This is a genomic window from Microcoleus sp. BM001215392, from assembly GCF_036700185.1.
In the GTDB taxonomy this organism is placed as follows: Bacteria; Cyanobacteriota; Cyanobacteriia; order Cyanobacteriales; family Microcoleaceae; genus Microcoleus.
In genome coordinates this window covers 22,255-29,118 of sequence record NZ_JAUBOJ010000043.1, presented here as the reverse complement: position 1 = coordinate 29,118, position 6,864 = coordinate 22,255, and the positions used below count along the sequence as shown (strand labels likewise).

The window sequence follows — 6,864 nt, the reverse complement described above, 5'->3', positions numbered from 1 at the left end:
TAATAACTTATATGCGGTCATGCTTCGCCCTCTTCCAAAACCAGATGCACCCGATTTCTGCTGCTTGTCAGGTGCGTCGCTGTGAGATTCTCTGTCTTATTTAGGAATTTTTCCGGGCGACACACCCTACGAATACTTTTGACAATTACTATTAGATTGGCGATTTTAGATTTTAGATTTTAGATTTTAGATAAAACGAAAAATCTAAAATCTAAAATCTAAAATCGATTAGTGCTTTTTCAACCAGCTAAACATAGCGCGCAAATCTTTACCAACTTCTTCAATCGGATGCTCTGCTTCCTGACGGCGCATGGAAGTAAAGCCCGGTTTGCCGGCTTGGTTTTCTAGAACAAATTCGCGCGCAAATTGGCCTGATTGAATTTCACTGAGAATTTTACGCATTTCGGCGCGGGTGTCATCGGTGACGATGCGGGGCCCGCGAGTTAAGTCGCCGTATTCTGCGGTATTGGAGATGCTGTCGCGCATTTTGGCGAGGCCTCCTTCTACTACTAAGTCAACGATAAGTTTAACTTCGTGCAAACATTCAAAATAAGCTAATTCTGGTTGATATCCAGCGTTAACTAAGGTTTCAAATCCAGCTTTAATTAAGGCGCTCAAACCGCCGCACAAAACTACTTGTTCGCCAAAAAGATCGGTTTCTGTTTCTTCGCGGAAAGTGGTTTCGAGGATGCCTGCTCTGGTGCCGCCGATACCTTTAGCATAGGCCATTGCCCGATCGCGCGCTTGGCCAGAAGCATCTTGATATACTGCAAACAAACTCGGAACACCTTCGCCTTGTTCGTAAGTCCGGCGCACCAAGTGTCCGGGGCCTTTGGGCGCTACCATTACTACGTCTACGTCGGCTGGGGGGACAACTTGGCCGAAGTGAATGTTAAAACCGTGAGCAAATGCTAAAACATTTCCTGCTGAAAGGTTAGGTTCGATTTGTTCTTTGTAAATAGTTTTTTGAACTTCATCGGGTAATAAAATCATGATGAAGTCAGCGGCGGCGGCTGCTTTGTCTACCGGGTGAACAGTTAAACCCGCATCGGTGGCTTTGGCGGCAGATTTGCTACCGGGATACAAACCGACAATGACATTCATGCCGCTGTCTTTGAGGTTGAGGGCGTGGGCGTGTCCTTGGGAACCGTAGCCGATGATAGCAACTGTTTTGTTGGCTAAGAGGTCTAGGTTGGCGTCGGTGTCGTAATACATACGTGCCATGGTGCTTGTCTCCTGAGATGCAAATGGGGTGAGTGACTGCAAAACTCTCATTTTATCAAAGTGGGGTGCTTTTTTTTGCAGAATTTTAGAGATTAAGATTTGGGCGGGGGAATTTATAGGGCGATTCCAGCGGACGATAGCTGCGCCGCGCGTGCTGAATTTTGCAGGTTTTGCTCGAAGTCAAATATAATTGTCAATAGCGTGCTGTGCTGTTGAAAAAACGCAACTAACTAACTTTTTCAAAATGAAAATAAAAGCAATACATCATGTGGCAATTATTTGCTCGGATTACGAAAAGTCGAAGAAATTTTATGTAGAAGTCTTGGGATGTTCCATTATCAAAGAAACTTTCCGAAGCGAGAGAAATTCTTACAAACTAGATTTGCAAGTCGCAAACGGTAGCGCGATGATTGAGCTGTTCTCATTTCCCCATCCTCCCAAAAGAGTTAACAATCCTGAAGCTTGCGGTTTGAGACATTTGGCTTTTGCAGTCGAGGATATAGAAGCATCGGTTGCTTACTTAAAATCCCAACAAGTAGAAGTAGAAGAAATTCGCTTTGACGAAATTACCGAAAAACGGTTTACCTTTTTTAGAGATCCAGACAACTTACCGTTAGAAATCTATGAAATTTAAGAATTAGCCAATTTTTTCAAGCCACGTCCGAGTCAATCGGTGTGCCATCCGCACCCGGAAACCTGAATCATTCATTCCCAATCTCAAATATAAAATTGTCTAATGGACAGACTCATCAGAAACACAATCACGATCGCATTACCTGCTTTAATGCTATTTATCGGCATAGTAGCTTCAGGTAAAACAGGTGATGCAGCCGTCTGGTCTGGTTTGAGGAAAGTAGGAGTTTCCTTTGGGATGCTCACCGGTTTAGGTGTGTTGGTATTTGCAGGGTTTGTTGCCAATTATTTTAGTTATTTTGTGGTAGATACCTTGCTGGTGAGGTCTTATCAAAAGCGGCGAGTGTTGGAACCGCCAGAACAACTGGTAAGAGAAATCGATAAATTGCTGATTACCAACGACCTAAAAATCAAGCTCAAATGGGCGGTGCTGCACAGCGACCAAAACAAAATTATTAGCTTGAAGCACGTAATTTCAAAATGGTTTATTCTCGCAGCAATTGTAGATGCAGTCTTGTCAATCGCAGGTTATTTGGGACAAACTAATCTATATTTTGAGTTAAGTTCTCATTTTAAACTACAATATCTGCTCGTGGGTTTATCTACTTTGATATTCTTCGCTCTCGTGCGCTCAAAAAAAATATGGTTGCTGGTGAGCGCATTTTGCATTGTGATTAATTTGGCGGAAATTGTTCCTTGGTATTTTCCAGCACCAGCATTTGCAGGAGCAACTCCCGGACAACATCTGCGGATTTTGCATTCAAATGTTTTAACCAACAATCGGCGATATTCTGATGTAATCTCGATGGTAAAAGCAGAACAACCCGATATCGCTGTTTTTGTCGAAGTCAGCACATCTTGGGCTAGCGAGTTAGCGGTTTTAAGCGAGATGTTTCCTTATTCTTTGCAGCAACAAGAATCTGAGAACTTTGGTAGTGCCATCTACAGCAAGCTGCCTTTAGAAAACTCCTCTGTTCAAGGATTTTCAAGCCAAAGAAAGAGTTTGTTAGCGGATGTGAAATTTCAAGGTAAAACTATTTCTATGATTCTGACTCATCCGTCTGTGCCGATCAAAGAGTACAGTTTTATCGATCGCAACAAACAACTAGCAGCCATCGGCGAGTATGCAGCCCAAGTCAAAAATCCGCTGGTGGTGGTTGGCGATTTCAATACCACAATGTGGTCGCCGTTCTACAAAAATATGGTAAATACTGGAAAACTGCGCAATGCGCGATCGGGCTTTGGCATTTTACCAACGTGGCCGACTTTTATGCCGCTGGCTTATATTCCAATCGATCACTTTCTAGTCAGCAAAGAAATTGGTGTGTTGAAAATTCATACTGGCCGCAATGTGGGTTCGGATCATTTGCCGTTAATTACCGATTTAGCGATTTAAAGACTGGATGCGAAATGCGATCGCAAATTACTGATTTGCTATATTGCTAAAGCTTCGTCTCTGTCAAGCTTTCAACAATTATTGCAGCGTGCGTGGTGTCAGTCGCTATCTTGCGAGGCCAAAAGTGCTCCCACTAAATCTGTATAGTGGAAGCTGGCGCCACAGGATTCAATTACCGTTGTCGCAACACAAAAATGCTCTGGTTTTGCGATAAGTCAGATCAAAACAATCGCGGTGTGTATTTTTGATATGGTTTCTCAATCGGACTCTCTTAATGTGGCTGATTTATTAAAAAAATTAGCCACAGTCAATCACGAATTTTTCAATTTAAACTCATCAAACTTCACCACGGGCGACTCAGGTTTCCGCGTATCAAAATAATAGCTGCTCACCGTACTGTTCCCCGTATCAAACACACTAAAAGCTGTAATATCGTTGCTCTCAATATAGGGCAGCGGCTGCCCATCTTTTGCCAACAAAGGCGCCACAGTCGGCACCACAGGTTCCAAATTGTTCGGATCTCCAATAGCGCTGTAATCTTCTTGATATCCCGGCGGCACAAATCGGCGCTTTTTACCTGCAAACGCGCCGTAACTGTTACCCACATTAGAAGTCTCTAAAAAGTGCATTCCGCTAGAACTCACAAATCGATTCCACAAATGCGAATGTCCGTACAAAACTAACTGTACTCCCGCCGCTTCTAGCAGCGGTACCACATCGCGAATCAGATAGTCTTGCTGTTTCGGATATTCGTAACGCACCATCTTAATCTCGCCGTCCAAAGTGCGATCGACTATTTGCACCGGGTCAGTATAAGCAGGTACAATATTGTCGCCCACAGAATGCGGTGGGTGGTGAAACATCACAATTTTATGTTTAGCCTGCTGAAATTCCGAACTTATTAACTCTTTTTGCAGCCAGCTATATTGAGCGCTGTCCTTAACAATTGGCTCAAAAATATGCTGGCCGTATCCCCATTTTTCAGGGCGGTCAAAATCTTCGTCTCGTTCCCGATATTTGCCTCTGGCATTTGGATCTAAATTCGGAGTACGCCACATATTCGTAACATACAAAGTAATTAAGCGCACGTCTCCAAAAGTAACAGCATAGTAATTTTTGTCACTAGGAAAGCTAAAAATTTCGTTGTAAGTATCGCTATTAAAACTATTATTTTTCAACCAAACGTCTCGATCTTTTACATATTGTTGAGTGAGGTATGGATATATTTTTTCCACAGCAGCGCGGGGGAAAGAATCATTAAACTGCTGGTTGAGGGTGCTGCTATTTGAAAACCTGCCCATAATTTCATGGTTCCCAATCGCTGGAAATATAGGCGCGTGTTGGATCAGTTCCCCACCGCTGTACAATGTTTTGATGCCGTTTTTGTCGATTTCGGAGAAGGCGCGGCCTTGAAAGCTGGGGAAAAAGGCGCGGCCTCGGTCGTCGTCGAACCATTCGGAAGCGCGATCGGCTATATTAATTAAATCCCCAGCCATGAAAACCGCATCGACTTTATCAAATGTTTCTGCTACTTTCTGAAGATTGGCCGCTGTCATCGGCATCAATTGATGGTCGGAAGTGAACAGAATTTTTAGCTTAATTCCTGCTGCTGGTGTTGGAGAAAGACTGAAAATTTTGCTGCTAACGGATGCGCCATCTTCTCTTTCGCTAGTGACGAGATAAGGAATCCGAAAACCTGGTCTTAAATTCGTAACTTCTGCTTCGTGGCGCCAGATGTTGCGGGAAATTGGATTGTTATCAATTATGCCCTGTTTCATTTCATCAGAGATGCGCGATTCTTTGTCTTCGCGAACACGACTTAGCTTGGTAGTATTTGCTGGCACAATTTTACTAAAACTTTTACCGCAAGCAACAATATTGCGAGTTCCGGGGAATTCGGTAAACCAAACAACTCGCACCGAGTTAGTTGTTGGAAGTTGCAGAAACGGATCGGTTAAAAGTTTGGGTTTGTTGAGAAAAGATTGCAGAATTAAACCTAAGAACAGGAGAATCAAAATCAAAACTGCAAAAAACCACAGGTTGCGAGAAGAACCTTGGGGTATTTCTAATTTATCGGGCAACGGTGTTAACATAATTTATTAGTCAGTAGTCAGTAGTCATTAGTCAGTAGTCAGTAGTCAGTAGTCAGTAGTCATTAGTCATTAGTCATTAGTCATCAGTCATTAGTCATTAGTCAGTAGTCATGTTTTGCTGTCCCCGCTCGTGAACAGCAGTCAGTAGTGAGCAGTCATTAGTATGAGGGAAGAATAGCGATTTCAAATTCTAGACTTGGCAATCTCCATGACAGGTTTGGACGTTTATTTATGTCCAAAGTCAACCATTTTTTTACATTTTCTGATGTCTCCATTTCTCTCGATTCTGTTTTTCAGCGCCCTCCGCGCCCTCTAGGGTTCATCGCAACAGAATCTTTTTCAAAAATGATTGAGACTTGGGATATAACAGTCTTAATACCATTAAAGCATCCTCAATCTCAAATAGACATGACCCGCCACCTTCTGAAGGCTAACTGCAAAACCGTACACTTAGGCGGTTTCTCTCCGAAGCTAGAACCTGCTTTAACTGTCGATTCGGGCGATCGCATCGATATCGAAACCTATTCAGGATATTATGTTGCTGACAAGGCGCCGCCGGAATTTCTGACGCCGGAATTTTTAGAGATTTGTCAAAATTTGCCGGACAACCGCAAAGTCGGCCCGGGCCCGCACTTGCTAACAGGCCCGATTTATGTTAACAATGCCGAACCGGGAGATGTTTTAGAAATTTACATCGAGGAAGTTTATCCGAGTTTACCAGTAGGATTTAATGCAATTCGCACCGGATGGGGAGTTTTGTCTGAGTATTTCCCCGCACCTAAATTGCGGTTTATTCCGCTAGATTTAGAGCAAAAAATTGCGGAATTTCCCGCAGGTAGCGGCGTTAAGATTCCGCTGCATCCCTTCTTCGGAATTATCGGTGTTGCTGATGCAGAAGTCAACCGTTCTTCTATTCCTCCAGAACGCTACGGCGGCAATATGGACAATCAAGAACTGCAACCAGGAACGCGCTTATTTTTACCTGTTTCGGTGCGCGGTGGTTTGCTTTCCGTCGGTGACGGACATTCGGCACAGGGAGACGGCGAAGTTAATGGTACTGCAATTGAAACTTCGATGAACGGGACTATTCAAATCATCTTGCGCAAAAACTTATTTCTGATATTTCCGTTTGCTGAAACGCCTACTCATATTGTAATTATGGGTTTTGGTCAAACATTAGATGATGCCTTTGACATGGCTGTCAAACAGACGGTTTATTGGCTGCAACATTTTGCAGGTTTCAAAGAAGAAGATGCTTATGTTTTGTCTTCGCTAGCCGTAAATTTTAGGATTACCCAAGCTGTCAACAATCCGCAGAAAGGAGTTCACGGAATGGTGCCCAAGTCTGTTTTACCGGAGGTGAAAGCTCTCCGTCGCTGAGTGGGAAATGAGACCATAACACGTATTGACAAAAAAAGCTCGATCGCGATCGCACAAATTACACATTTTTATCACTGCGGTTCGTCGATCGCGATCGCACAAGCGTTAAAAATTCCGCTTAAGATTGGGATAAGTTGC

Annotated in this window: 5 protein-coding genes; 3 read left to right on the top strand and 2 right to left on the bottom strand. The window is 43.4% G+C overall.

Annotated features, from left to right (window positions below):
• Positions 1 to 228 precede the first annotated feature (228 nt).
• Positions 229 to 1,224, bottom strand: coding sequence for a ketol-acid reductoisomerase (gene ilvC / locus QT974_RS07675; protein WP_333467920.1), 996 nt, complete (start codon positions 1,222 to 1,224; stop codon positions 229 to 231).
• Positions 1,225 to 1,468: 244 nt separating this feature from the next.
• On the opposite strand from ilvC, the gene gloA2 reads away from it, so the two are divergent.
• The gene (gene gloA2 / locus QT974_RS07670; protein WP_333467919.1) at positions 1,469 to 1,858 is read left to right on the top strand and encodes an SMU1112c/YaeR family gloxylase I-like metalloprotein; all 390 of its coding nucleotides are present in this window, start codon (positions 1,469 to 1,471) and stop codon (positions 1,856 to 1,858) included.
• A gap of 102 nt (positions 1,859 to 1,960) precedes the next feature.
• A complete protein-coding gene (locus QT974_RS07665; protein WP_333467918.1) occupies positions 1,961 to 3,253 on the top strand; it encodes an endonuclease/exonuclease/phosphatase family protein in 1,293 nt (430 codons plus the stop codon).
• A gap of 311 nt (positions 3,254 to 3,564) precedes the next feature.
• Here the strand turns inward: QT974_RS07665 and QT974_RS07660 are convergent, their stop codons facing one another.
• A complete protein-coding gene (locus QT974_RS07660; protein ID WP_333467917.1) occupies positions 3,565 to 5,346 on the bottom strand; it encodes a metallophosphoesterase family protein in 1,782 nt (593 codons plus the stop codon).
• 408 nt (positions 5,347 to 5,754) lie between these two features.
• Here QT974_RS07660 and QT974_RS07655 point away from each other — a divergent pair, with 408 nt between their 5' ends.
• Complete coding sequence (locus QT974_RS07655; protein WP_333467923.1) at positions 5,755 to 6,726, top strand: acetamidase/formamidase family protein; 972 nt, start codon at positions 5,755 to 5,757, stop codon at positions 6,724 to 6,726.
• The last annotated feature ends 138 nt before the right edge of the window (positions 6,727 to 6,864 follow it).